This is a genomic window from Paenibacillus polygoni, assembly GCF_030263935.1.
Taxonomy (GTDB): Bacteria; Bacillota; Bacilli; order Paenibacillales; family Paenibacillaceae; genus Paenibacillus; species Paenibacillus polygoni.
The window spans coordinates 1,484,307-1,508,914 of the sequence record NZ_CP127162.1 but is presented as its reverse complement, the minus strand read 5'-3'; the positions used below and the strand labels follow the sequence as shown (position 1 = coordinate 1,508,914).

Annotated in this window: 26 protein-coding genes and 1 riboswitch; of the genes, 5 read left to right on the top strand and 21 right to left on the bottom strand. The window is 41.6% G+C overall.

Features of this window, described 5'->3' with window-relative positions; all coding sequences use genetic code 11:
- Positions 1–128: 128 nt before the first annotated feature.
- From QPK24_RS07290 to QPK24_RS07275, 4 genes are all read left to right on the top strand, one after another.
- Positions 129–497 (top strand): hypothetical protein, encoded by a 369-nt coding sequence (locus QPK24_RS07290; protein ID WP_285747456.1) that lies wholly within the window; start codon positions 129–131, stop codon positions 495–497.
- A gap of 82 nt (positions 498–579) precedes the next feature.
- Complete coding sequence (locus QPK24_RS07285) at positions 580–1,077, top strand: cation:proton antiporter regulatory subunit (RefSeq protein WP_160032869.1); 498 nt, start codon at positions 580–582, stop codon at positions 1,075–1,077.
- Between the two features lie 4 nt (positions 1,078–1,081).
- Entirely contained in the window at positions 1,082–2,329 is a 1,248-nt protein-coding gene (locus tag QPK24_RS07280) for a cation:proton antiporter (RefSeq protein WP_285747453.1), read from the top strand.
- A 36-nt stretch (positions 2,330–2,365) separates the two neighbouring features.
- Entirely contained in the window at positions 2,366–3,247 is an 882-nt protein-coding gene (locus QPK24_RS07275; RefSeq protein WP_285747451.1) for a YitT family protein, read from the top strand.
- 96 nt (positions 3,248–3,343) lie between these two features.
- On the opposite strand, the gene mqnC is transcribed toward QPK24_RS07275, so the two are convergent.
- From mqnC to metA, 4 genes are all read right to left on the bottom strand, one after another.
- Positions 3,344–4,483 (bottom strand): cyclic dehypoxanthinyl futalosine synthase, encoded by a 1,140-nt coding sequence (gene mqnC, locus QPK24_RS07270; protein WP_285747449.1) that lies wholly within the window; start codon positions 4,481–4,483, stop codon positions 3,344–3,346.
- A gap of 129 nt (positions 4,484–4,612) precedes the next feature.
- Positions 4,613–5,785: a trans-sulfuration enzyme family protein gene (locus QPK24_RS07265; RefSeq protein WP_285747447.1), complete on the bottom strand. Its 1,173-nt coding sequence runs from the start codon at positions 5,783–5,785 to the stop codon at positions 4,613–4,615.
- On the bottom strand, positions 5,778–6,962 hold the full coding sequence (locus QPK24_RS07260) for an aminotransferase class I/II-fold pyridoxal phosphate-dependent enzyme (RefSeq protein WP_407082960.1): 1,185 nt from the start codon (positions 6,960–6,962) through the stop codon (positions 5,778–5,780). The genes QPK24_RS07265 and QPK24_RS07260 overlap by 8 nt, the downstream gene beginning before the upstream one ends.
- A 30-nt stretch (positions 6,963–6,992) precedes the next feature.
- Complete coding sequence (gene metA / locus QPK24_RS07255; RefSeq protein ID WP_285747445.1) at positions 6,993–7,910, bottom strand: homoserine O-acetyltransferase MetA; 918 nt, start codon at positions 7,908–7,910, stop codon at positions 6,993–6,995.
- Between the two features lie 144 nt (positions 7,911–8,054).
- A riboswitch (SAM riboswitch) is annotated at positions 8,055–8,185 on the bottom strand.
- Positions 8,186–8,613: 428 nt separating this feature from the next.
- On the opposite strand from metA, the gene corA reads away from it, so the two are divergent.
- Positions 8,614–9,549 carry a magnesium/cobalt transporter CorA gene (gene corA / locus QPK24_RS07250; RefSeq protein WP_285747443.1) on the top strand — a complete coding sequence of 312 codons (936 nt, stop codon included), beginning with the start codon at positions 8,614–8,616 and terminating at the stop codon, positions 9,547–9,549.
- A 184-nt stretch (positions 9,550–9,733) separates the two neighbouring features.
- Here the strand turns inward: corA and QPK24_RS07245 are convergent, their stop codons facing one another.
- From QPK24_RS07245 to QPK24_RS07165, 17 genes are all read right to left on the bottom strand, one after another.
- Positions 9,734–10,738: an HRDC domain-containing protein gene (locus QPK24_RS07245; RefSeq protein WP_285747441.1), complete on the bottom strand. Its 1,005-nt coding sequence runs from the start codon at positions 10,736–10,738 to the stop codon at positions 9,734–9,736.
- A 160-nt stretch (positions 10,739–10,898) separates the two neighbouring features.
- On the bottom strand, positions 10,899–11,780 hold the full coding sequence (locus QPK24_RS07240) for an ROK family protein (RefSeq protein WP_285747439.1): 882 nt from the start codon (positions 11,778–11,780) through the stop codon (positions 10,899–10,901).
- 22 nt (positions 11,781–11,802) lie between these two features.
- Positions 11,803–12,288, bottom strand: coding sequence for an MOSC domain-containing protein (locus QPK24_RS07235; protein ID WP_285747437.1), 486 nt, complete (start codon positions 12,286–12,288; stop codon positions 11,803–11,805).
- Positions 12,289–12,633: 345 nt separating this feature from the next.
- On the bottom strand, positions 12,634–13,533 hold the full coding sequence (locus tag QPK24_RS07230) for a 5'-3' exonuclease (protein ID WP_407082959.1): 900 nt from the start codon (positions 13,531–13,533) through the stop codon (positions 12,634–12,636).
- A 132-nt stretch (positions 13,534–13,665) separates the two neighbouring features.
- The gene (locus QPK24_RS07225; protein WP_285747435.1) at positions 13,666–14,025 is read right to left on the bottom strand and encodes an arsenate reductase family protein; all 360 of its coding nucleotides are present in this window, start codon (positions 14,023–14,025) and stop codon (positions 13,666–13,668) included.
- A gap of 46 nt (positions 14,026–14,071) precedes the next feature.
- Complete coding sequence (locus QPK24_RS07220; RefSeq protein WP_285747433.1) at positions 14,072–15,031, bottom strand: RluA family pseudouridine synthase; 960 nt, start codon at positions 15,029–15,031, stop codon at positions 14,072–14,074.
- Positions 15,028–15,597 carry a cob(I)yrinic acid a,c-diamide adenosyltransferase gene (locus tag QPK24_RS07215; RefSeq protein ID WP_285747431.1) on the bottom strand — a complete coding sequence of 190 codons (570 nt, stop codon included), beginning with the start codon at positions 15,595–15,597 and terminating at the stop codon, positions 15,028–15,030. Before QPK24_RS07215 ends, QPK24_RS07220 begins: the two co-directional genes overlap by 4 nt.
- A gap of 12 nt (positions 15,598–15,609) precedes the next feature.
- Positions 15,610–16,152, bottom strand: coding sequence for a bifunctional adenosylcobinamide kinase/adenosylcobinamide-phosphate guanylyltransferase (locus QPK24_RS07210; RefSeq protein WP_160032855.1), 543 nt, complete (start codon positions 16,150–16,152; stop codon positions 15,610–15,612).
- A gap of 49 nt (positions 16,153–16,201) precedes the next feature.
- Positions 16,202–16,768 carry a hypothetical protein gene (locus QPK24_RS07205; RefSeq protein ID WP_285747427.1) on the bottom strand — a complete coding sequence of 189 codons (567 nt, stop codon included), beginning with the start codon at positions 16,766–16,768 and terminating at the stop codon, positions 16,202–16,204.
- 107 nt (positions 16,769–16,875) lie between these two features.
- Complete coding sequence (locus QPK24_RS07200; RefSeq protein ID WP_374705797.1) at positions 16,876–17,061, bottom strand: aspartyl-phosphate phosphatase Spo0E family protein; 186 nt, start codon at positions 17,059–17,061, stop codon at positions 16,876–16,878.
- A 233-nt stretch (positions 17,062–17,294) separates the two neighbouring features.
- Positions 17,295–18,515, bottom strand: a complete 1,221-nt coding sequence (locus tag QPK24_RS07195; RefSeq protein WP_285747423.1) for an aminotransferase class I/II-fold pyridoxal phosphate-dependent enzyme — start codon at positions 18,513–18,515, stop codon at positions 17,295–17,297.
- Between the two features lie 15 nt (positions 18,516–18,530).
- Positions 18,531–19,031, bottom strand: a complete 501-nt coding sequence (locus tag QPK24_RS07190) for an Lrp/AsnC family transcriptional regulator (protein ID WP_160032851.1) — start codon at positions 19,029–19,031, stop codon at positions 18,531–18,533.
- Positions 19,032–19,204: 173 nt separating this feature from the next.
- On the bottom strand, positions 19,205–19,603 hold the full coding sequence (locus QPK24_RS07185; protein ID WP_285747419.1) for a spore coat protein: 399 nt from the start codon (positions 19,601–19,603) through the stop codon (positions 19,205–19,207).
- Between the two features lie 51 nt (positions 19,604–19,654).
- The gene (locus QPK24_RS07180) at positions 19,655–19,894 is read right to left on the bottom strand and encodes a hypothetical protein (protein WP_407082958.1); all 240 of its coding nucleotides are present in this window, start codon (positions 19,892–19,894) and stop codon (positions 19,655–19,657) included.
- Between the two features lie 73 nt (positions 19,895–19,967).
- Positions 19,968–21,161 carry an MFS transporter gene (locus tag QPK24_RS07175; RefSeq protein ID WP_285747417.1) on the bottom strand — a complete coding sequence of 398 codons (1,194 nt, stop codon included), beginning with the start codon at positions 21,159–21,161 and terminating at the stop codon, positions 19,968–19,970.
- A 182-nt stretch (positions 21,162–21,343) separates the two neighbouring features.
- Positions 21,344–21,976 (bottom strand): hypothetical protein, encoded by a 633-nt coding sequence (locus QPK24_RS07170; protein WP_285747415.1) that lies wholly within the window; start codon positions 21,974–21,976, stop codon positions 21,344–21,346.
- Positions 21,977–22,117: 141 nt separating this feature from the next.
- On the bottom strand, positions 22,118–24,475 hold the full coding sequence (locus QPK24_RS07165; RefSeq protein ID WP_285747412.1) for an endonuclease MutS2: 2,358 nt from the start codon (positions 24,473–24,475) through the stop codon (positions 22,118–22,120).
- Positions 24,476–24,608 lie beyond the last annotated feature (133 nt).

Sequence of the window (24,608 nt, the reverse complement as noted above, 5' to 3'; positions counted from 1 at the left end):
ATATACGAAGCGGCTTAATGGAAAGAATGACATGTATTCTCAGAATGGGAAAAAGAAAAACGGATTTGGAGTCCAAACAAATTTGTGTTATTATTTTAGTAACAGTATCTTGCAGAGAGGGGGATGGGATGAAAAAAGAGAATTGGATTCAGCGTTTCTTACTGATTTTTCTATGTCTATTTGTGATTTTTTCTTATCAAATCCCCACCCTCGGTAACACGACTGCAGGGTCACATTCTATTTTCGATCATGATTCAACCATGGAACCCATGGATTTCTCGGGGAATCATCACCCCAAAGCCATGATCCGAAAATCGATGTTGCCTCTAAAGTTAACTGCCGTCAACCCTTTGCAATACCTCTTTACGATACTGTCCATTCTGATGATTTTTCGGGTTCCCATGATCGAACCGCCATTCAAAGTGTTTTATGACAATATAAAGCGCCGGCTTTATCTTAAACCCGTTAAATTCACCTCCACGTTTGTAAGTGCATAGAGAAACCGAATGGTAAACACTTTATGTACGCTGCTATGAAAGCTTCATGGCTATAAACAAACTTTAGGAGGATTTAATCTATATGGAAATTCGTGAAACTGACCTGCCTGGAATCGGACGTAAATTTCAAGCGACGACAAGCAGTGGAGACAAAGTTATTGTGGTGATTCATGACGACGGAAGACGTGAAATGTATCACTTTGAATATAATGATCCAGAACAAAGTATTTCAATGATTACGCTGGAAGACTACGAAGCAAGACAGCTTGCAGCGATCGTGGGCGGGATGACTTACAAACCAAAACAACTGGAGCGTATGGAGATGACGCTCGATGATCTGATTATTGAATGGTATAAAATTGATGCAAATTACAGTTGTGTCGGTAAATCCATTGGTGAACTGGATATCCGTCAGAATTCAGGGGCAACTATTATTGCCGTAGTCGATAAGAATAACAAGAATAAACATGTAAGCCCTGGTCCTGATGTGAAGATTCCAGCAGACTCGACAGTGGTTGCGGTCGGAGAAAGACATCAGCAGCAAAAATTAAAACAAATCTTAAAGGATGGAAGTTGGTGAACCGATGGATCATTTAGTACTTGAAGTCGGTTTGGCAATTGCACTCATCGCGGCAGCTGGACTGATTTCTTCAAAACTGCGCTTTTCTGTTATCCCTTTCTATATTTTGATAGGTATGGCAGTAGGACCGCATGCCGCACAGATTTGGCATCTTGATTTTCGTTTTATTGAGAGCGAGCCTTTTATTTCTTTCCTTGGTCGTATCGGTGTGCTCTACTTGCTCTTCTATCTGGGACTTGAATTCTCAGTCGGACGATTGATTAAATCAGGAAAATCGATTGTCGTTGGTGGAAGTATCTATTTAGGCATTAATTTTACGCTTGGACTTTTGCTAGGATTTATGTCAGGATTTCCGATCGCGGAAGTACTGGTTATTGCAGGGATTACGACGATTTCGTCTAGTGCCATTGTAGCGAAAGTATTAGTTGATCTGAAAAGAACCGCTAATCCGGAAACAGAGATGATCCTTGGGATTATTATGTTTGAAGATGTATTCCTCGCTGTATACATTTCCATTCTTTCCGGACTTGTTCTTAGTGATTCTTCTTCGGTCGGCGGTGTCATTCTAAGTGCACTGATTGCACTTGGTTACATGCTTATCGTTATTATTGTAGGACGCAAACTCGTTCCTGTGCTTAATAAATTGCTTAATATTCGTAATAATGAGTTGTTTGGTCTTGTTATCTTCGGTTCTTTATTCCTCGTAGCAGGGTTCTCTGAAACGATTCACGTTGCTGAAGCAATCGGTGCTCTTCTCGTGGGACTGGTTCTAGCAGAAACAACTCACGCGAAGCGTATTGAACATTTAATTATGCCATTCAAAGATTTCTTTGGTGCGATATTCTTCTTCAGCTTCGGATTATCCATTGATCCTTTGTCCCTCGGTGGAGAAGCCGTTTGGCTCGCTCTGATTGCGGTCGTTGTTACTCTCATTGGTAACTTTATTGCCGGTATGCTTGCAGGACGAAGCGCGGGACTTTCAACAAAAGCCTCTTCAAATATTGGTCTTACCATTGTATCGCGCGGTGAGTTTTCTATTATTCTCGCGAATATGGCTCAAGCTGGCGGACTCATGCTGATTATCCAGCCTTTCGCTGCGATCTATGTTTTGATTCTAGCAATCTTAGGACCACTGCTTACGAAAGAATCGAAACATATCTACCGTGGTCTTAATAAACTATTTAAATTTGAAGACAAAAAGAAGAAACCAAAACCTAAAATGTTAAAAGAAAAACCTATAGATCATCAGTAAAGGCTTCACAAATATGTAGGAAAAGGAGGAACAAAGATGAATCAATCTCCACACTCCGTTCTTTCCTCATCAGCCAAACTATCCTACCGAACATGGATAAAGAAACTACTATTTGTTATTCTTGGTGGAATTCTTGCTTCTATTGGGCTTGAGTTATTTTTACATCCCAATCAACTCATCATCGGCGGTGTAACAGGAATTTCAGCCATGTTCGCCTATCAAACCGAGATGCGATTAGGACTTTTCTTATTTTTATTCAACTTGCCATTTATACTTCTTTCTTACCGAAGAGTACAGAGGCAATATGCAATATTGACGGTTCTGGGACTCGTTGTTCTTTCACTTAGCTCTCTTATGCTTCATTCCTTTCCTGCTCTTATTGAACACCCACTGCTTGCTGCGGCTTGCGGTGGGTTATTCCTCGGACTTGGAATTGGGATGGTCTTATATGAAGGCGGTACGCTCGATACACTGACGATCCGGCCGCTGGATCACTCTTATAATCATCGATCTAAATATCGATTAGAGCGAGTCATTATGCTTGTGAACTTGGTTGTGCTTACCGCTGCGGGAGTTACATTTGGAATGCAGCAAGCAATGTACTCCATCATCGCCTATCTGATTGCATTTGAAGGTGTTCACTTTTCTTTGAGAGGATACACCTTTAACCGAAAAATCTGTATCGTAAGTACCGAGAAAACCCGGATTGAAGAGTCCATTAGGACACGGTTACACCGTGACCCCGAAGCATTCGTTGACAAACTCGAAGAGACAACACTTCATTCCGAGCCGTGGGGAACACTACCTGTACTATATTACAAAATACATTCATTTGAATCTCGCCGAATCAAATATATCGTTCGTTCTATCGATCCGAATGCCAGCATTCTATTCGATAGAGATATGAATCGGTTATAAAAAAGACCCTTTGACTCTAAAGAAGTCAAAGGGTCTTTCCTATTTACATCAAGCATAGCGGCTATGCTTGTACGCTTTATTTTTATATAAGAAATATTAGTTCTGCATGACAAAATCATTTACAACCGCATGATCTGATTCATCAAAAACACGAAGAATTTCGTATTTTGTATTTCGCTGAGCAGGAATGTTGCCTGTTTCACGAATCAGATCCAGAATGGAATGAATATTGACTTTATGGGTTGCACCCGCAGCAGATACAACATTCTCTTCAATCATCGTACTGCCAAAGTCATTACATCCATATCGAAGCGAAAGTTTACCTACCTCAGGTCCCATCGTTACCCATGAAGACTGAATATTCTTGATATTATCGAGGAACAAACGACTAATTGCTACTGTTTTCAGGTAAGCTTCTGGTGTTTGACGCTCTTTTTTCAGGTTTGTGTTGTCTGGCTGGAAAGTCCATGGAATAAACGCAAGGAATCCTTCCGAATCATATCCGTTCTGAATACATTCATCTTGAGCATCCCGTACACGCTGTAGATGCAAAGCTCTCTCTTCCATGGTTTCACCAAAACCAATAACCATTGTAGCTGTTGTATTCATACCAATACGGTGCGCAGTTTGCATGACGTCCATCCAATCACGCCATGATCCTTTTTGACGACTAATTTTGCGGCGAGTCCGATCATCAAGGATTTCAGCGCCCCCGCCTGGAAGCGAATCAAGTCCGGCTTCATGAATTTGACGCACCACTTCTTCTAGAGAAAGTCCATCCGATACTTCTTTCATCTTCATAATCTCAGCTGGTGAGAAAGAATGCATCGTAATATTAGGGAATCGTTCCTTAATACCGCGAAGCAAATCAGTATAGTAGCTAAATGGTAGATTCGGATTGGTACCGCCCTGCATCAAAATTTCAGTTCCGCCTACATCTTCCGTTTCCTTGATCTTTTGGAAAATGAGCTCATCCGGTAGTACATAACCTTCATCAGAGCCTGGTCTACGATAGAACGCACAAAAACGACAGTAGACGTCGCATACGTTCGTGTAGTTAATATTTCTACCAATAACAAAGGTGGTGATTGGTTCGGGATGCATCCGCTTCATAATTACATGAGCTGCTTCACCGATTTTTTCAACTTCATCAGATTCAAACAAAGCAATAGCATCTTCTACATTCAGACGCTCTCCGTTCAACGCTTTATTTAAGATATGGTTCACCGCACTCATACGGCAGCCTCCCTTATCGTAAGAAATGTAACAATAATATCAAATATTGTCTCTTATATCGTAACATAGGATACATGTGAAAAGAAGCACCTAATGCTAGCATGCTTCTTTTAGGAAGAAAACCTTATGTTATGTGTTAGATAATGCCTGATCCAAATCAGCAATTAAATCATCAATATCTTCAAGTCCTACGGAGAAACGAAGCAGACCATCTGTGATTCCTCGCTCTAATCTAAAATCTTTCGGCATCGCTGCATGAGACATCATTGCAGGATAGGACAAGATACTCTCTACTGAACCGAGACTCACAGCAACAAGAGGTAAACGGACTTTATTCAGTACAGCTTTGGCACGTTCTCCTGAACCTACATCAAATGATACCACTGCACCGTAGCCGGTAGATTGTTTCTCATGTATCTCTCGTCCAGGATGATCAAGGAGTCCCGGATAGTATACAGCAGGAATGTCAGAGCGACTCATAAGCCAAGCTGCAAGTTTCGCCGCACTAATCTCGGAATGAGCCATACGAGCGCCAAGCGTTTTCATCCCTCTCATGAGCAGCCAGGATTCTTGGGCGCCAAGCACAGTACCCAGTCCATTTTGAAGTTGCTTCAGCTGTGCGCCAATCGCTTCTGTTCTTGCTACTGCAAGCCCTGCAAGTACATCGCTGTGTCCACCAAGGAATTTAGTAGCACTATGAACTACAATATCTACTCCTTGCTCAATCGGCTTTTGGTAATAAGGCGTCATAAACGTATTATCAAGCAGCGTCAGCAGACCTTTTTCCTTTGCCCATCCGGTAATGCCTGCTACATCTGTAATGCGCAGTGTCGGATTTGAGGGTGTTTCCATATATACAGCTTTCGTATTTGGACGATAAGCGGCTTTTACATTTGCTAGATCCGTCATATCTACGAACGTAGTCTCAATATTCATCCGAGTAAGAATGCTGCTTAGCAAGCGGTATGTTCCGCCGTACACATCTTCCGTGGCAATAATATGATCACCCGCAGACAGAATCATAAGAGAACTTGAGATCGCAGCCATCCCCGAAGAGTATGCAAAACCACGTACTCCGCCCTCTAGCAGAGCGATATAATCTTCAAGTGCCTGCCGTGTTGGGTTACCTGAACGGCTGTAATCATGAGTTGGCGGCGAAAAAATATCATGATGGTGGAACGTAGAGGCTTGATATATAGGCACACTGGATGCGCCGGTTGTCTCATCAATCTCTGCCCCAAAATGCAGCAACTTGGTATCAAATTTATAATCGTTAGGCTGGTCTTCTTTTTTATTAGCCACGAACAACACTTCCTTCCAGCTCTAAAGCTGCCTCGTGAAATGCAGCATTTAAGTCCTCTATGATATCATCAATATGTTCAATTCCAACAGAGAAGCGCAGCAGACGATCATCAAGACCTACTGCATTACGAATCTCAGCAGGAATATCCGCATGAGTCTGTACCACAGGGTACGTCATTAGTGATTCTACCCCGCCCAAACTTTCTGCAAAGGCAATGAGCTTGATATGTCTTAGAATCGGTTCCACATAACGAGCATCTTTCACTTTAAAAGACAGGATCCCTGTATTTCCACTAGACTGTCTGTTTTGGATTTCGTAAGACGGGTGACCCGGCAAAGCAGGGTAATAAACATCTGTAATCAGTTCATGTGACAGCAAAAATTCTGCTACTTTTGTTGCATTATATTCATGGCGTTCCATACGCAGCGCAAGCGTCTTCATTCCGCGCATTAACTGGTAACTATCGCTCGGCGATAACACGGCCCCAATCGAATTATGGAGAAAAGCGATCTCTTCCGAGATTTCTTTGCCTTTTGTCACAATAAGACCTGCCAGTACATCGTTATGCCCACCAAGATATTTCGTAGCACTGTGCATTACGATATCTGCACCAAGTTCAAGCGGGCGCTGAAAAAATGGAGTAAGCAGCGTATTATCTACAATGGTTAAAATTTCGTGTTTTCTAGCCCATGTACAGACTTCTTTAATATCTGTGATCATCATCAGCGGATTTGTCGGAGTTTCAATAAAAATCGCTTTTGTATTTTCTTGGCGCACCTTCTCAAGAGCCTCTAAATCGTTCGTGTCTACATAACTTGCAGTAATTCCATTCTTAGCTAGAATTCGCTCTACAAGACGGTATGTTCCCCCATATAGATCAAGTGAAATGATCAGGTGGTCCCCTTGCCCAAACTTAGCGAAAATCGTCATGATGGCCGCCATACCGGAACTGCAGGCAAAACCTGCATCCCCTGATTCCAGTTCAGCTGCAGCTTCTTCTAATACTTTTCGAGTTGGGTTTGTCGTACGTATGTAATCAAATCCCGTGCTTTTTCCCAGTTCAGGATGTCTAAATGCAGTCGATTGATAGATTGGAAAATTGATGGCTCCCGTTACAGGTTCTTTAATTGATCCTATTTGTGCGAGCTTACTTTCTAATTTCAGCTTGTTTTCCATAATGTGATATCCCCCTTATATATATATAGACTATTTTTGTGTTTCAAGGTCATAGGGTGTTGCTTGGTAAACATAGTAGTTAAGCCAGTTCGAGAACAATAAGTTTGCATGTGCTCTCCAGCTGGACAACGGTACCTTGCTCGGATCATCATTCGGAAAATAGTTCTCAGGCAGTTTCACATCTAATCCTCTCTCCTTATCGCGGTCATATTCCCACTTTAAGGATAACGGATCATATTCGGAATGCCCTGTCACAAAGATCTGTTTGCCATCCTCACTTGCCACAATGTATACTCCCGCTTCTTCTGACTCTGATAAAATATCAAGCCCCGCCACTTTCTCAATATCTTCTCGCCGTACTTCGGTATGACGAGAATGAGGAGCAAGAAATAACTCATCAAATCCTCGAAGGAGTTTTACATGTGATTTACTTAGCGTGTGTGAAAACACACCGAAGCATTTTTCAGGAAGGGCCACTTTGGGTACATTAAAATGGTGATACAGCCCTGCTTGTGAAGCCCAACAGATATGCATTGTAGAAGTCACATTCGCTTTGGACCAGTTAAAAATCTGCTGAATTTCTTCCCAGTATGTCACTTCTTCAAATTCCATCTGTTCTACCGGGGCACCCGTAATGATCAGCCCATCAAAGCGCAGATCCTTTACTTCATCAAACGTTTTGTAAAACATATCGAGATATTCTTGAGATGTATTTTTTGAAACATGCGATTTTGGATGAATTAGAATGACATCCACTTGAAGAGGTGTATTGCCAATGAGACGAAGTAACTGGGTCTCCGTGGTCTCTTTCGTAGGCATCAAATTGAGAATGCCAATACGTAGAGGGCGAATATCTTGTTTGAAAGCATGCGTCTCATCCATAACAAAAATATTCTCACCTGCGAGAATTTCTTTAGCTGGTAAAGTATCAGGGATCTTAATGGGCAAGGGTAATTCCTCCTTAAAAACGTTTTGTTGGATAATAGAGTGAGAGGTTAGTAAGGAAGCGAATTTATTCCCGTGGAAGATAAAAAAACGACCTATCCCATTACACTCGAGAAAGGCCGTTCATCCGTATACGGTAATGCTCCTCTCTCATCTCTCAATTCAAGTTATAGTCCAAAATCGGCATATAACTTAAATAGCAAGAATTAGCACCGTGCGATTGCTCGCCGGTTGCTGTGGCTTCTAAGGGCCAGTCCCTCCACCACTCTTGATAAGATTTCGCTGTATTTAATTTTACAATAAAGAACAATTCACTAATTGTTACCATTACTCTATAGCATGAGGTAGGTTTCCGTCAAGAACTGGATTTATAACATTCTTAAAAAACAAGTCACCTCTATGAAAATCTGGACATAAGATAGGTCATAAACATTTTATCTTGATTGCTGAAATATAGCGCGTTATACTAAGAATCAGTGTCAATTTAAACATAATGGGGTGACAAAAATGGACGGCGACCCGAGGCCTGACTGGCAGCCGAATGATTATAACAGCATAGGATGTACCATCAGCTTGCCGGCTAACGGGACGCGTAATTTCTGATGTTTGCCCTCTTTGTACCTATTGTCGGCACTGATGTTCACATTCCTTAGTTATTCAGCTTGTCCCGCTTAAATTCCGGGAGTTTACTTAAGGAGTGGTTCAAATGAAGATTAGATATGTTAACCAAGGAGTTTTTACTTCGCTTGATCATATTGAAGATACACTGACTCCACCTGAAGAAGGCTTTTACTGGATCGATGCGGATGTAGACGATCTTGCCGTTCTTCAGCCCACTTTTCACATGCACGATCTTGCAGTAGAAGACTGTCTGAGTGACGAAGAGCAGCGTCCGAAGCTCGAAATTTATGAAAGTCATTATTTTATCGTTGTGAATAGCATCCGTTTTGATGACGAGGAAATATTTTTACGTGCGGTCAACGTCTTCCTCGGTAGACATTATATTATTACGGTAACGAAGCAGAAGGTAAATGAACTGCGGACCCTGAAACCGATCCTCTGGGAACAGGAAGTTAATTCGCCCGATCGTTTCTTATATCTGCTCATTGATTCCATTGTAGATAACTATTTCACAGTAGGTGACCGGCTGGAAGCAAGAATTGAAAAGCTGGAAGAAGATATTTTAATGCATACCAAGAAAAGTCATCTGAATGAAATTATTGGTCTCAGGAGTGAGATTTTATGGCTCAAGAAGGGGCTTGGTCCTCAAAAAGAAGTCATTAATACACTGAATAAAAAAGATCTGCGTCTCATTGATGATCAATTGCAAAAATATTTTAGTGATATTTATGAGAATGCAGTAAAAATATCAGAAACATTTGATACGTATCGGGATTTGATGGGCAACTTACGAGAAGCTTATCAGTCGAGTATTTCCAACCGGGCGAATGAGATCATGCGTGTATTTACGGCCATAACTACCGTATTTATGCCGCTCACACTGATTACCGGGATCTATGGAATGAACTTTAAAAATATGCCTGAGCTCGATTATGAATATTCATATTTTATCGTCATTGGAATTATAGCAGCGCTTGGGATCACGATGTACCTGATATTCCGTAAAAAAGATTGGATTTAGAAATTTTAGCGATCACTTTCACCGATATTATCACTAATTCTTCATCTAATCTTCATCTAAATATCATATATAGCAAAGGTTCCTTCATTTGTGGAGGAACCTTTGCTATATAATCCACCCTGCCTTTTTATATCCTCAGACTGAGTTATTTACAGAAGTTATATGTATCGTGACCTTCCTCCTTTTATCCAACCTGTTTGCTTGTCTCCGTCTGTCTCCGGTAACGAATACGAACCATACGCAGCCGCTCATACAATTGATCAAGGGAGCCGGCTCCTGCAGGATCTTCACCATACACTCGGTGTAATACAGGCTTTAAAAAGCTTGTTCCCAGCTCATCATAAGCATTCCAGATCAGCTCTTGCTCATCATCTGTCATCCATGTTAGTTCTTTTCCGATCAGTATCTCTGTATCATAACCACTCTTATCAAGTTCCTCCAGAAAATCAACGAGTTCTCTACGGTTGACACCTGTAAGTGTACTGAGATCATCAAGAGACTGACCCTCAACTATCCCTGTTAGAACGGATTTCTTTAGATTGAATTTTTCCAGCTCCTGTTTATACTTTTGCTCTTTTTGCCGATAATTCCATGACTCATATTCTTCTTCCGACAGCTTTGTAGCTACCCAATTAAGCGGGAAACCATGTTCTCTTGTTTCTTTCGTGGTGATTTCCAGCAATTCCTCGCCATATTCAGCCAACTTATTCTCACCTACACCAGGTAATTCCCGCAATTCTTCCAAGGTATGAGGCACAAAGGTGCTAATCATCCGAAGCAATCGATTACTCGCGATAAAATAAGGCGCTTTGCGCTCCGTTGATGCTTTCTTTCGCCGCCATATACATAAAGCTTGATATAACTCTTCACGACTATATAGTTCGCTATAACATTGTAGTTTCTGCGTATGCTGATTTCGCTGTTTCACTTCTTCGGTTTCATGAAATATGCCGTCAATAAGCGGCCTGTAGCCTTCACTCATCTTGATTGCCAGCTGAAAACGATAGATATGCAATAGCTCATTCCAAGAACCGCCCTCATACCAAATATCGACCTGTTCTTCCCCCGTATTCATACTGCTCCAGCCAAGCTGCCACAAGTCTTCTTCTTCCCCTATCCATAACCGTGCATACTTTGCTTCGCTCTGCTCTGAAGTTACAGATAATTGATTCATAAATACAATATTCATCCTCTTCCCAGCCTTCTCTCAAAATCAGACAGTACAAAAGTAACACGCAAAAAAGCACCTCTCTCACATATCCATGTGAGAGAGGTGCTTCCTCATGTAACTCCGCGCTGTTCTGTTACCGAATACTATATCATAAATGTAAATAATTTCAAACTACTTTTTATAGTTCTTCTAATGCCAGCTTGGCAAGAGCGAGTGAACCGCAAATACCCGCATTGTCTCCGAGTTCCGGATACACGACATACTGATCGATGTGTTCGGTAATACTCGGATGTTGTACATATCCCCCTAAGAGTGTCTTCAATTGGCGTCTAATCTCAGGGAACAATTGCTCCTGTTTCATTACACCGCCGCCCATAATAATTTTTTGCGGTGAAAGTATAAGTACATAATTGACCAAAGCCTGAGCCAAATAATAAGCTTCCATCTCCCAAGCCGGATGATCGGCCGCCAGTTCCGCGCCAGCTTTTCCCCAGCGTTTAAGGATCGCAGGCCCGGCTGCCATCCCTTCAAGACAATCAGCATGAAATGGACAGAAGCCTTCAAAGGTATCATTCGGATGGCGTCTTACACTGATATGTCCCATTTCGGGATGTGATAGACCATGAACCAGTTGTCCTCCAACAACGGCTCCTGCGCCGATTCCCGTACCGACAGTGATGTAAATACAGCTGTCTAATCCCTTTGCAGCGCCCCAAGTATACTCACCAAGCGCAGCTCCATTTACATCTGTATCGAAATTCATAGGTACATCAAAGTGTTCTTTTAGCTTGCCAATCATATCATAACCGCCCCAAAACGGTTTAGGTGTTGTCGTAATATGTCCATAGGTAGGACTATTCTTAATGGGATCGATTGGTCCAAAGGAACCTACACCAAGTGCATCGAATTTCTTGTCTTCAAAATAAGCAATCACTTGGGCCATCGTTTCTTCAGGCGTTGTGGTCGGAAAACTAACCCTTTCAAAAATTTCACCCTCTTCATTACCGATCCCGCATACAAATTTTGTTCCACCAGCTTCAATAGCACCTAATACTCGCACATTAACACCCTTTCGTATGATTCTAGTTGAGTTGTTGCTTTTCCCATCTTTTTGTCAGTGTGGATTTCCAGCTCGCTGATAGAGAATCCACAGAAAGAAGCTTATGTACTGCATGAACATCATCTTTATTCTGATGCATAATGTAGTTTGCCTCCATTACACTTACACTGCTTACTGCACGTGAATAGAGAACAAGTTCACTTTCAGCAGAGACATATCCTTCTTCCAGCACTCGAAAATAGTACCCTGTAATTCCAGTGGTTTGAAACTTCAAAGGAAGCTCCTTATTGTTGTGTTTCACACCTAGTTTAAAACAAGGTTCGCGCGGCTGACTCACTTGTACTGTTGCTTCTCCAAGCTTCCATATATCACCGATATATGTGTCCTGCTCACTGCAGCCGGATACCGTAATATTCTCACCAAATGCACCTGGCTGTAAGTTTTGTCCCAAAAAAGCTTCATACGAAGGATAGGCAAGATAGTCAAATACACATACGGCCTTATCCACGCCTCCATGGTGTATCAGATCAGCCTGTTCATCACGGGCAAACCCTGTTTTGATAAATATATACGATCTGAAACAGGATGTTTATCGATGGCTGAATAAAACTCTTGCCTGCCGCTTTTCATCCGTTTCTTGGTTCCCACGTTCAGAGATACGATCCGATATAAAACTGACTCTATATCATTCAATGGTAACGCCTCCATTTTTTCTAGATACCAAGAAGTTAATTATCGCTTTATAAGGATAGGATCCGGCTTTATCTAATCATCCCCCGAAATCGGTTTTAGGTCAATGCCTAAATACACAAAAAAAGATACGGAAAAGAATCTTCCGTATCTCATTCTATCTTTAACTAATCGCAACCCCGATCAGTGAACACAAGCTTTTCATTTCAAGCTCTTCAAATTTCGCAATAACCTGATGATGGTCTAAACTTAGAACACAACTTTCCAGAGAACAAGCAACGGGAACTTCCAAATGGATCTCAGCCAATTTGCGAGATAGATGTAACATCTCCAAGTCATTCTCAATCTTCTTGCGAATAGAAGGACTAAGTTCATCCAGATGTTCAAGAATCCCTTCAATCGATTCATACTCTTGAACTAGCTTCATCGCTGTTTTTTCGCCAATTCCTCGAACGCCCGGGTAATTATCACTTGCATCCCCCATAAGCCCCTTCATATCAATGATTTGACGAGGACGCAGCCCCTTCTCCTCATATAGGGAATCAGGAGTATATACTTTATAATTACCATGCCCTTTTTTCATTATAATCACACTGGTACGATCATTTACAAGCTGAAGAAGATCGTGATCTCCAGACAGAATCATCACATTCATACCAAGATCTTCGCTATATAGACGACTTAACGTTCCAATACAATCGTCAGCTTCATAACCTGGAGCACTAATGTTTGGAATACCGAGACTCTCCATTACTTCTTGAATCATGGTAAACTGAGGAATTAAATCTTCCGGCGCTTCCGGACGATTCCCCTTATATGCCGCATAATGCTCGCCTCGGAAAGTTCCTCCACCTAAATCCCAGCAGCATACCACATGTGTCGGGTTAAATGTCTGAACTGCATCCCAAAAATACCGAATAAAGCCATAAACTGCATTTGTGGCCAGCCCGTCTTTTGTACGACGAATATACCCGCCAGCAGCTGTAGCAAAATACGCACGAAATAAGACGGCCATACCGTCGACGATCAATACCGATTGTTGTTCTTTTGTTTCATTACTCACTTATGATAACGCTCCTGTTCTATTCCATACCTATATTTATAATACCTGTATTATAGCACAGGCTGCACTAGGTTTGGGGATAAAACACTGGAAAGCATACCAAAGTCACGCTTCTAAAAAGGGGTGATCAGGTCAACCCCAAGTTTCTTGAAATTGTTCTTCTTTGAAACCAACGGTTACCTTGCTTCCGTCCGTCACAATCGGACGTTTAATCAGTCTGCCGTTAGAGGCCAACAGTTGTAACTGTTCTTCTCTGCTCATTCCTTTTAGCTGGTCCTTAAGATTCATTTCCTTATAGACTTCTCCACTTGTATTGAAAAACTTTTTCAGCTCTAGTCCGCTGTTTTCAACAAGGGATGCTAATTCCTCTACTGTAGGCGGCTCTTCAAAAATTGGAATTTGCGTTAGATCATGTCCAGCTGCCTCCAGCCATTTTACTGCTTTACGGCAAGTGCCGCATTTCGCATATTGATATACGGTGAGTTTACTCATATACTACGGTCCTCCTACATCGATAGCTCTATTGTTATGATCTTTGTTAATCTTGCGATTGTTCAAGTTGTGCTTTTAACTGTGCCATATCTGCTGGTAAATCCGCAGTAAATGTCACTCTTTCCCCCGAAAGCGGGTGTGTTAAAGAGAGCTTGCTGGCATGTAAAGCCTGTCTATTTATCCATGTATCCGTTAGCCGTGCCTGTTCACGGTTAAATTCAACATGTGTCAGCTGATCAGCACTATAAAAGGTATCTCCTATAAGCGGACAACCAATTGAACTCATATGCACCCTGATTTGGTGGGTTCGTCCACTCTCAAGCTTTATTTGCACCATGCTTCCATGTGGATAACGTTCCACGATATGATACAATGTGCGAGCTGGATAACCATCCGGTGTAACGATCCGGCGATGCGGCTCTAGTGGGTCTCGGTCAATAGGTCCGTCAATAATTCCTTCTGCAGGTTCAGGATAACCATGCACAATCGCTGTATAATACTTATCTACCGTTCCTTGTATCATTTGCTCGGAGATATGTTGATGCACGTATGGGTTCTTTGCAATACACAGCACTCCTGAGGTGTCTTGATCCAGCCTGTGGACAGGTCTAAAACGCACCTGTTCACCTTTTTCCTGCCAGTAATGTACCACTCCATTGGCAAGAGTGCCCGTATAGTGACCACTTGTTGGATGTACAATAAGTCCAGCAGGTTTATTCACAACGAGCAGATGCGCATCCTCATATAGGATATCAAAAGGAATCGGTTCCGGTAAAATATCTTCCGAAGTCTCTTTCTCCATTCGAAGTTCAATTCGATCTCCGCCCTTTACTTTCTCGCTGATATAGACACGCTGACCATTTAATTGAATTCCATATTCGGTCAGTTTCACTTTGGACATTAATTTGCGGGAAACTCCTAATCTGTTTTGCAAAACCGTTTTTAGAAGCATCCCTTCATCTTCTGGAAGAACAACATACACAATAGGATCATAGTAAGACATCATTTGCTTCGAAACACCTTTTTGCTGCGAAGATATTCAACATCGGGAACTTCAGCACGAACATTTGCCGTACGGGCGATTACAAAAAAGTAATCAGACAGACGATTCATATATAGTCTGACGCTAGGATTAATTTCAGTGTGAGACCCAAGCGTTACGACTCGGCGTTCTGCTCTCCGGCTTACGGTACGGCACACATGAAGTGCAGAAGATAAAGCACACCCTCCCGGAATAATAAAACGTTCGATTTGTGGATTTTCCGCTTGATGAAGATCGATCCACTGTTCTAAACGTTCTGCCATATCACCAGACACTTTATAATTTCCTTCTTCTAGTTTGACAAAAGCAAGATCTGATCCGCAATCAAATAATTCCTGCTGAATGGTCTCCAGTTCTTCTTTCAAGTCCTCATATTTTTCTTCGTTCGTTATGATACTGATGGCCTGACCGACAAAACTATTCAGTTCATCAATCGTGCCATAAGCCTCGACCCGGTCATCGTCTTTTGATACTCTTGCTCCAATTACCGAAGTCTGTCCTTTATCACCTGATTTAGTATAGATCTTCATTATATCCTCCACTTAATATCTGATTTTGTTCCTGCTGATCTCGCTTGCAATGCCCGAAGTGAGCTGAAACACTTGGTCGCTTCTGACTGCAATTATACGATTCATCTCAGCCATTGAAGAAATGAATTGTTTTTCCTCCTCAGAAGGATGAAAACTCCCCTGCATTTCGTTAGTAATAATCAGCAGTAATCCCTGATAAGATAAAATAACTTCCTTTAATTTCTCCAACCTTGCTATAATACGAGCTTGATCCGCACTATTCCAACAGTTTCTCCATTCACTCATCATCCAGCTGGTCAAACTATCAATAATAACAATTCGACGATCCGCACGGAACAAGTTAGATTCCCTGTTGATATGATCAAGTGTATCTGGAAGTGTCTGGTGTGAAGAGATATGTACTCTGCGCAGTTTGGACGGGGCTCTCATTTTTTCAGGCAAAGGTTTTGCATATTCATCTGTTATATAAATGCCTTCCCGTGCAAGTGTTGAGGCATAGGATAGTGCAAACTGAGTTTTACCGCTGCTTACTCCCCCTGTTACCATAATGAGCATCCCTCGGCCCCCCTCCTACTGGTATATCACTTTGTCCGTTCATTATAAATTAATTTAATTCCGTCATAAACTTAAGAACTTCTTTTGCTAATGCGATATCAGATGTAGAAACCGGGATGGTTGCGAACAAATTTTTTGCTGGATAGTTCAACTCTTGGAATATCTTCATTTCATCTAGTGGAATTCCAAACAAATGATCACCCATCACCATATCTTTAGACATATCTCCATTTTCATCAATCTCATATGTACCGCCCTTAAAAAAACCACGACTATAAGTTTCCGGGTTAAATGTATCTTCAAGTTCAATATGTGATCCTTGACTACCATATGCTTTCATGTCATTTTCGGGCATAATCATCAGATCATTCGCTTTTCCAACGTATTCAAGCAGAAGTTTTTGTTGATTATAGATCGGACTCGATATGACTTCTATCTTTATTCTGTCCCCATACTTTTCTTGTAACTTAGATTGAAGTTCTTCTTCAATACTGGCAATACTGCCTTGATCATCTGTCATAAAAATCCGGAACGCCGTATCTTCCTCTTTGCCGCATGCCGTAAGTAATACCATGAATAATAATGCAACTAGAGCCCATCTGCTTCTGTTAGCCACTTTAATGATTCCTCCTTTTTCCCTTATTTCACATCATATCACAATACTGCTTCACAAAAAAAGAAGACCCTCAAAAGGGTCTTCTCCTGTAAAATGAGCTCACGCTTTTATGCTTTCTTAGGATAGGTCTTCATATATTCATTGATCTTTAAATCAAGCAAACTGCTGATCTCGATCACTATGTCTGAAGTAAAAGACTTCTCTTCTAAAAAGATTCTTTCCATCTTGCTGCGCAGGATATGGATTTCATCTTCCAAGGAAAGATTGCGTGATGATGCTTTCTCCGAGTTTATAAGCCAAGAGGTGCTGCTATCGGTATCCACAGCATATTGACCTCGGTATGTCGGCAAATCATAATCGGCACAAAACAAGGTAAATCCCTCCCTAGAAATCTATATCCTTACAGATTATAGCATAAAAACGAATAAACCCAAGTACCAATTGTTACAATTTACGGAAATTGTTGAATTGTTTACATTTTGGCTTTATTTATACCAGCTGCAAAGGAAAAAATCAGATACTATTTTTATTTACCCACTTGTTCGAGTTTATAAACAAAATTTCCGATTCTTTCTAAAGCTTCGTTTAATTGAGCTAGAGAAGTTGCATAGGAACACCGTAAATAACCTTCTCCACCCGAACCAAAAACGCCGCCTGGAACCGTTGCAACTTTACCTTCCGTTAATAACCTGTGGGCAAACTCCTCTGAAGTAAGACCTGTTTTGCGTATACTTGGAAATGCATAGAATGCACCTTGAGGTTCATGACAATCAAGTCCAATGTCCCGAAATCCTTGAACAATTAATCGGCGCCGCTGATTGTAGGACTCGACCATTCGATCCTTTTCCTCAATCCCATTACGCAAAGCTTCCAAAGCAGCAACTTGCCCCATGGACGGAGCACACATTACTGTATATTGGTGAATTTTAAGCATGGCTGAAATCAGATCCGAATTTCCGCACATGTAACCAATTCTCCAACCTGTCATTGCAAAAGCTTTAGAGAACCCGCTTACCAGGATGGTTCTGTCTCTCATCCCAGGGATCGATGGAAAACTTACATGCTTTTGATTATAGGTAAGCTCTGCATAGATTTCATCTGAAATGACGATAAGATCATGCTTCTCTACGATCTCAGCAATGGGCAGCCAATCTTCATAAGTCATGGTAGCCCCTGTCGGATTGCTTGGATAACAGAGAATTAACACTTTGGATTTTGGCGTAATTTTTGCTTCAAGTGCTTCCGGAGTCAGCTTAAAATTGGTTTCTGCTACCGTTTCTACACCTACGGGAACGCCGCCGCCAAGCGCAATAATAGGCGAATAAGCTACATAACAAGGCTCAGGAACCAAAATTTCATCACCCGCCACGATCAGTGCACGTAATGCCAGGTCAATCGCTTCACTTCCACCTACCGTAACGAGAATTTCATCTTCAGGATCGTATGGAGTATGAAATCCTCGCTCAAGGTAATCACTGATCGCTTCTCGAAGTTCAATCATTCCGGCGTTTGACGTATAACTCGTAAATCCGCGTTCAAGCGAGTATACAGAAGCTTCACGCATATGCCATGGTGTAATAAAATCAGGCTCTCCTACGCCAAGAGAAATAATCCCTTTGTTAGGACCAACGAGGTCAAAAAACTTACGAATCCCTGACGGCGGTATTTGCTGAGCCCCTGGATTTAGATACGAGCTCATTGATTTTGAAGCGGGTTTATTATCTTTTTTATCTTGGTTAACTATCATCTCTCATACTTCCTTTTATGGCGAAATAGGGAGCCGTTTATCTTCTTGATGTGGCTCAAAAATGATGCCGTCTTGTTTATATTTTTTAAGAATAAAGTTTGTCTTGGTCGACAATACAGAATCAATCGTAGAAAGTCTTTCCGATACAAAATTAGCGACTTCACGTAAATTGCGTCCTTCAATCTCAACTAGGAGGTCATACGCTCCTGACATGAGGTACACTGATTTTACTTGTGGATACAAATAAATGCGCTCTGCAATTCCTTCAAAACCACGACCGCGTTCAGGACTAATTTGAACTTCAATCAAGGCGGTTACTTTCTCATCATCGACTTTTTCCCAGTTCACAACGGTCGCATACTTTACGATTACATTGTCTTTCTCCAGTTCCGATACCGCTTTCTTGATTTCTTCTTCTGAAGTCCCAAGTAAAGTAGCAAGGAGTGCTGGGGTTCTTCTCGCGTCTTCTTTTAACAAATTAAGTACTTTTAATTTCAAATCATTAAGTTCTATCATGCATTTCCCTCCAGAGAGTGTACATCTTCAGTAAGCGGGTCCGTGTTACGGGCCATGCAGTGCCTTTTCGTTAAGCAGATTAAATATAATATGACATGAAATGAATATTACTGCAAATAAAAAAAACAACACCTCATTGTTAGCGAGGTGCTGTTTTCCTATAAACATAGTTCCTACCGTACGTATGGGTTGGAGGAATATTCACTTGTATTTAATGGTGACCCATAAGACTGACCCATTGGTGAGCCGGGTACTGTATTGATATTTTTTTGTTGTACGAACTGTTCACATTCTTGTTTTGTTTGATTTGCTGTCTGTATTTGTTTATTAATATCCGATTGGAGTGCTTTCCCTGGAGCTGGATACAAATTATTTTGTTGCATAACGTTATAAAGTTCGCCCTGTAATTTCAAAGTACTGTTCGTTAGATCCGTAAACATTTGGCGAACAGTTGGACAGTTAGATTCGGTAGTTGCCGTACTGTATTCTCGTACCGTTCTTTTTAAATCGGCTAAGATGGTATACGCTAAATCTGCATCAGGCATAAATGAACCAGTGGAAGATGAATTCATCTTATTCTGCCTCCCTCTCAATATTTAAATGTAAAATGGTTTAGATATCTGCTAATTAGATGGTTGTGTGGGTGCGAGCGGCTGATGTTGCTGCAAAGCGCCAATAAGCTTATCCGCATGCTGTTTATGCATTTGAATATGCTGACTTAAAACTTGCTTCAGTGCTGGATTTTGAGTACTTGATGCGGTTGCTGCACACTGTTTGGTCAATAAATCCTCATTCGATAAACAATCCGCAATGTACTCGAGTTCCTTACCGGTGATCGGCTGCATTGATCCATTTTGCATCATTCTTACCTCCTTTTAGGTATGACTCTTCATTCTCGTTTGATAGCTTGCCCGTATTCAAGACCTTTATGTACTGCTAGATACGAACGAGCTTACGAAGAAACAGCCAACTAAGAACCGGAGAAAACCCGAGAATGACCATAAGCCATGTCATGGTTTTGCTTGAATCATGAATAGATAGGACTAGGATAAAGATAAGAACTCCTGCAATTCTCCCTGCGCTTAGACAAATTTCACGTAATACGACAAGTTCGACTCTTTTTGACACCATTTCCTCACTTGTGCCCATGAGATCAAATACAGAAGAGATCATCGGCAAAATATAAAACGGCATAAATAACGCTGATCCAATACCAACAATGAGTAAGGTGCTGTAATTAACAGCCCATAATAAAGGCAGTGTAAGCAAAGAAAGCAGCAAAGCCCCCACTAAGGAACCATAGTACCTGTGAGCTGGTTTATACCATTTTCCAACAAAATGATAACTGACTAGTGCCACTAAAGATGTATACAGATAGAATTGTCCTAATTTTACTTCTTGAGTTGTAGCGATATATACCAAGAGGTTTACTAAAAATGAAAACACGCCTTCTCTGATCCCTTGGAAAGCAAGAGCAGGTGCTGCATGACGCCACGGACTCGCTGTATTCTTTAGTTGGCGAAAAGGTTCTATCCAGTAGTAAGTCCCTTCTGTCTTTCTTTTTTTCAAAAAGAAGCTGACAATGACGCCTACTCCATAAACAACCATCGAAATCATAAAAATGATTCTGTAACCTTGATTTGCCTTCGATAGCGAAATGACAAGACCCGATGCCCAGGGACCCACGATCCCAACAAGTGAACCAATAAGCCCGACCCATCCATTAAATAAGTCACGGTTATCTCGACTCGTCACTTCAAAATAAACCACATTAAAGGAGATCCAGAACAAACCAAGCGAAGTTCCGAGTAACAACCCTAAAGGCCAAATATACGATACGGCCTGCTGATCAAGCCAGAGTACAAGGAGATAGAATACAGCAGATAATAAAATGCCGACCCTGATGACATTCATTTTGTTATGTTCTTTCACCCACTTTCCAGCCAGCCAAAAAGTAAGGACAAGCGCGATCTGCTGACTGATGGTAAACCAGCCAATCATGGTGAAATCTTGCCGGCTTTTCCATAGAAACACATTAATAAAGGTGCCCGATAAGGCACTCGCAAGAACAAATAGACCATTCACAAATAGAAGCAGCTTGGATTGCCCGTCAAGCATCGCTTTTTTCATTTCGTTTCCCTCCTTACGCTCTGCTTCCTATAGGAAGCAGGACTACCATAAGTAACAAAACTAATATGTCCTCTCTTCACAGAAAACTTGTCCCTATTTATCAATTTCGTAAAATTGGAAACAAAAAAAAAGGAACACATACCTTGAAGAAGCGGCATGTATTCCCGTGTATTACATATTTTTTATTTACTTTGACTTAAGCGTTTCACCATACGCAGTCGATCCTCGGAGGCTAGACTTTGTGTTGTATGAAAACAGGAAGGACAAACATAGATATTCAAACCAAATGGTGCTTCGAGCGGAGGCATCACGGATTGAATTTTTGTGAAGCTGTCTCTTGTTACCGTCTGTACACCGGTATGAAGCAAAAATTCTCGGCAGTTTGGACATTCAGGTGCTTCCTCTTGTAAATCGAGAATAGACTGCACAGCATCAGAATATTTAGCCAAATCAACCCCGGAATCTTCATATTGATCAAGCACTCTGGCAGTAGGAAGAAGTGTATCTGTTTCGTCCTCCCAAAGCTGATCATAATCTTCTTCGGTTACTTCCGCAGCTGCTCTTTCTTGTAAAAGTTCCTCTTCCTCTGTGAGCGTCACGTTCACCGTACGATATCCTTCAAGATTCACTTTAGGAAGATCTTCTTTTTGGTTACCCGTTTGTAACGCATCTGCAGTGGTGTCAGGTTCTTCTTGGTCTGGTATGGCTGATAGAGGATTATTGCAATAAGGGCACTCTTCTTCTGGACCCAGTTCCTCATCCCATACGATTTCTGTTTGACACCATGGACATACTGTTGTTTCCATTTCATTCATCCTTTCATACTCTCCCATTTCATCTTAGCCCATTACCCGTTCATCATATACACGATTCCTGCTGCAAAAAAAATGATGGCAGCAGCAAACAAAATCCGGGTTAAATTTTTCATGAGATCCTCCTGTACTTATAGAACCTTCTTATTTCAGTTCAACAACGGTCACACCGGAACCGCCTTCTCCATAATTTCCAAGACGATAGCTTTTGACATTTTTGTGTTTTCTTAAATAATCCTGAATTCCTGTACGGAGTACTCCTGTTCCTTTACCGTGAATTAAGTACACTTGTCCTAAGTTAGATAAAAATGCTTCGTCAATAAAACGATCTGCTTCAATCAGTGCTTCTTCAAGATTCGCTCCACGCAAATCAAGTTCAGAACGCACATTATCATCACGAGTCCGTTTCACCGCGGTAACATGGCGCTGGACCTGAGTCGATGCTTTTTGCGATGTTTCAATTAGTTCCAGATCGGAGACAGCTATTTTCATCTTCATAATGCCTATTTGAACAAGTGCCTCTTTGTCAGACAATTCAACCACATGACCTTTTTGATTCAAACTGCTGACCTTCACTTCATCACCAAGACCAATTTTTTTGGTCTCCGCTGCCTTCTTCACTTTTTTCTTGCGTTCTGCCGGCTCCGCTTCTTCGAGCCCTTTACGTGCAGCAATCAACTTATGCTCTTTGACAGAAGCACCTTCTTCAAGTGCCATTTTTCTAAGATCATGAATGATTTTTTCGGATTCTTGACGTGCTTTGGCTACGATATCGCGAGCTTCTTGTTCCGCCTTCGTTAACCATTTCTCACGTTGTTCTTCCAGTTTTTTAATTTCATGTTCATGCTGACTTCGAAGCTGCTCCAGTTCTGCACGAATTTGCTGAGCTTTATCATGTTCCTGCTCGGCTTTAAGCCGGTTATCTTCAAGGGATGCGATCATATTCTCAACACGCTGATCTTCCTCTTTCACTTCACCGCGTGCATAGTCGAGAATGTCCGATTGCAGACCTAAACGTTCAGCGATCGCAAAGGCATTACTACGGCCAGGTACACCAATTAATAGGCGGTACGTCGGACTTAGTGACGCGACATCAAACTCCATGCTCGCATTAATAATTCCTTTTCGTTCGTATGCATATGCTTTTAGTTCACTATAATGAGTTGTTGCAATCATACGACAACCTGTAGAGTGAATATGCTCAAGAATAGAGATCGCAAGCGCAGAACCTTCAGCAGGATCTGTCCCTGCGCCCAGCTCATCCAAAAGAACCAAACTTTTCGGTGTCATCTGGGATAGAATGCGAATGATATTCGTCATATGGCTTGAAAACGTACTGAGACTTTGTTCAATACTTTGCTCGTCACCGATATCAGCATAGATCGCATCAAAAACACATAGCTGACTTCCATCTTCAGCAGGCACAAATAACCCTGACATCGCCATAAGACTGAGGAGACCAACCGTTTTAAGGGTAACCGTCTTCCCTCCTGTATTCGGTCCTGTCACAATGATCGAACTATATGAATTTCCAAGTTCAAGATCCGTCGGTACCACTTTATCCAGTGGGATTAAAGGATGACGCCCTTTTTTGATCTTCATAAACCCGCGATCATTCATGATTGGCAGTGTCGCTTTCATTTCACGGGCAACCCGACCCTTCGCAAAAATGAAATCAAGGGTTCCCAACAATTCGACATCATCAATGAGCCACTCGGATTGTTCGCCTACAAGAGCAGTCAATTTCTGCAAAATAACTTCTATTTCGCGTTCTTCTGCTAAACGTGTCTCTCTCAGCTTGTTGTTCATCGCAACGATGGATTCCGGTTCTATAAACAAAGTAGCCCCCGATCCTGATTGGTCATGAACAATACCACCGAAGTGGGCGCGATACTCCGCTTTTACAGGGATAACAAACCGATCCCCGCGAATCGTAATCAGCTGATCTTGTAACATTTTAGAAACCGTAGATGAACGAATCATGGAGTCAAGTTTTTCTCTAATCCGTGATTCACCTGACCGAAGTTCTCTTCGGATTTGTGATAATGCGGAACTCGCAGAATCCAGCACCTCTGCTGTTTCGCTGATACAAGATTTAATGGCATCTTCCAGCGGTTTTTGTTCTGAAATCTGTTCGCTTAAAAATGACAACTTGCTGATCTCAATCTCATCTTCCATGCTGTGAAGGATTCGTTTAATCCTGCGTGCCGTATGAACCGTATTATGAACTGCAAGCAACTCATGAGGGCTGAGTGTTCCTCCGATTCGAGCTCTTTTCACAGCCGATGTAATATCGGTCACTCCCGTAAAAGAAGGAATCCCTTTTAAACGATCTACAGCCACAGCTTGGTCTGTTCCGGTAAGCAAAGATTTCACTTCTTCAAGATCAGATACAGGCATTAAACTTTCCGCTTTATGTTTACCTATCTCGGTTTGTGTGTATAGAGATATTGTATTTAAAATTTTACGATATTCTAACGTATGCAAAATTTTCGAATCCAATGTGACAACTCCTCTCAGGCTCTATATTTCATTATACCGAATGAGCAGGACTTGCGCCATTTGAGAAATCAAATCTACACATAATTTGTGTCGATTTGCTACATAATAGGTTCTGCATACCCAAGAATACATC

Bases quoted from the DNA above. Each gene is read 5' to 3' on its own strand.
- QPK24_RS07260 (WP_407082960.1), bottom strand. From the start codon at position 6,962: ATGGAAAACAAGCTGAAATTAGAAAGTAAGCTCGCACAAATAGGATCA.
- QPK24_RS07245 (WP_285747441.1), bottom strand. From the start codon at position 10,738: ATGAATATTGTATTTATGAATCAATTATCTGTAACTTCAGAGCAGAGC.
- QPK24_RS07180 (WP_407082958.1), bottom strand. From the start codon at position 19,894: ATGATGCAAAATGGATCAATGCAGCCGATCACCGGTAAGGAACTCGAG.
- mqnC (WP_285747449.1), bottom strand. From the start codon at position 4,483: ATGAGTGCGGTGAACCATATCTTAAATAAAGCGTTGAACGGAGAGCGT.
- QPK24_RS07215 (WP_285747431.1), bottom strand. From the start codon at position 15,597: ATGAAGATCTATACTAAATCAGGTGATAAAGGACAGACTTCGGTAATT.
- QPK24_RS07190 (WP_160032851.1), bottom strand. From the start codon at position 19,031: ATGATAGAACTTAATGATTTGAAATTAAAAGTACTTAATTTGTTAAAA.
- QPK24_RS07210 (WP_160032855.1), bottom strand. From the start codon at position 16,152: ATGCTCATTATGGTAACAGGGGGAGTAAGCAGCGGTAAAACTCAGTTT.
- QPK24_RS07170 (WP_285747415.1), bottom strand. From the start codon at position 21,976: ATGAATGAAATGGAAACAACAGTATGTCCATGGTGTCAAACAGAAATC.
- QPK24_RS07195 (WP_285747423.1), bottom strand. From the start codon at position 18,515: ATGATAGTTAACCAAGATAAAAAAGATAATAAACCCGCTTCAAAATCA.
- QPK24_RS07185 (WP_285747419.1), bottom strand. From the start codon at position 19,603: ATGAATTCATCTTCCACTGGTTCATTTATGCCTGATGCAGATTTAGCG.
- QPK24_RS07220 (WP_285747433.1), bottom strand. From the start codon at position 15,031: ATGATGTCTTACTATGATCCTATTGTGTATGTTGTTCTTCCAGAAGAT.
- QPK24_RS07225 (WP_285747435.1), bottom strand. From the start codon at position 14,025: ATGAGTAAACTCACCGTATATCAATATGCGAAATGCGGCACTTGCCGT.
- QPK24_RS07280 (WP_285747453.1), top strand. From the start codon at position 1,082: ATGGATCATTTAGTACTTGAAGTCGGTTTGGCAATTGCACTCATCGCG.
- QPK24_RS07275 (WP_285747451.1), top strand. From the start codon at position 2,366: ATGAATCAATCTCCACACTCCGTTCTTTCCTCATCAGCCAAACTATCC.
- QPK24_RS07285 (WP_160032869.1), top strand. From the start codon at position 580: ATGGAAATTCGTGAAACTGACCTGCCTGGAATCGGACGTAAATTTCAA.
- corA (WP_285747443.1), top strand. From the start codon at position 8,614: ATGAAGATTAGATATGTTAACCAAGGAGTTTTTACTTCGCTTGATCAT.
- QPK24_RS07175 (WP_285747417.1), bottom strand. From the start codon at position 21,161: ATGAAAAAAGCGATGCTTGACGGGCAATCCAAGCTGCTTCTATTTGTG.
- QPK24_RS07290 (WP_285747456.1), top strand. From the start codon at position 129: ATGAAAAAAGAGAATTGGATTCAGCGTTTCTTACTGATTTTTCTATGT.